This window comes from Stenotrophomonas sp. INTA L402-1, from assembly GCF_059295135.1.
The window spans coordinates 1-560 of sequence record NZ_JCAFWP010000202.1 but is presented as its reverse complement, the minus strand read 5'-3'; the positions used below and the strand labels follow the sequence as shown (position 1 = coordinate 560).

Annotated in this window: 1 protein-coding gene; it reads right to left on the bottom strand. The window is 33.8% G+C overall.

Going from position 1 to position 560, the window contains the following annotated elements; genetic code table 11:
- The coding region (locus AC5O77_RS22340; protein WP_494507241.1) for a sodium/glutamate symporter at nucleotides 1-312 on the bottom strand (312 nt) is incomplete at its 3' end.
- Nucleotides 313-560 lie beyond the last annotated feature (248 nt).

Sequence of the window (560 nt, the reverse complement as noted above, 5' to 3'; positions counted from 1 at the left end):
AATTAATCCAGCCGCAACAAACAGAAATACGACTAACGGTTTTCCACCTTTTATTAAACGCGAAAAATTTGCACTTAGCCCAATAGATGTAAAAAAAGCAAGCATCATCGTGCGTTGTAGATTTGTATCAAAGCTAAAACTCAATCCCCAAAATTTATGCACTAGCGTCAATACAATAGCCACAAGAAACCCTCCAACTACGGGTTCTGGAATATTATAATGACTCAATAGACGAACACGTTTCACTAAAAAATATCCTAGCAACAAAACCAAACAAGCTAGTGCCAATGTTTCATAAGTATCAAAAACCATATAATCTCCTCATTAGTTTATCCGTGTAGTCAATGCTAAAAACAAATGATTACAACTTAAGAAATAGAAGAATTTCACTATACCAAAAAAAAAGCGAGATTATAAGTTTGTATTCGCAATCAAAGAAATTTTTCCCTTTGTGAAGAACATAGAATATTTTTTAGCCACCACCTTCACTAACCTAGAATATCTAATACAGAAGAAGGAACAAAATTGCTGACATCTCCACCTGTCTCTTATACACATCT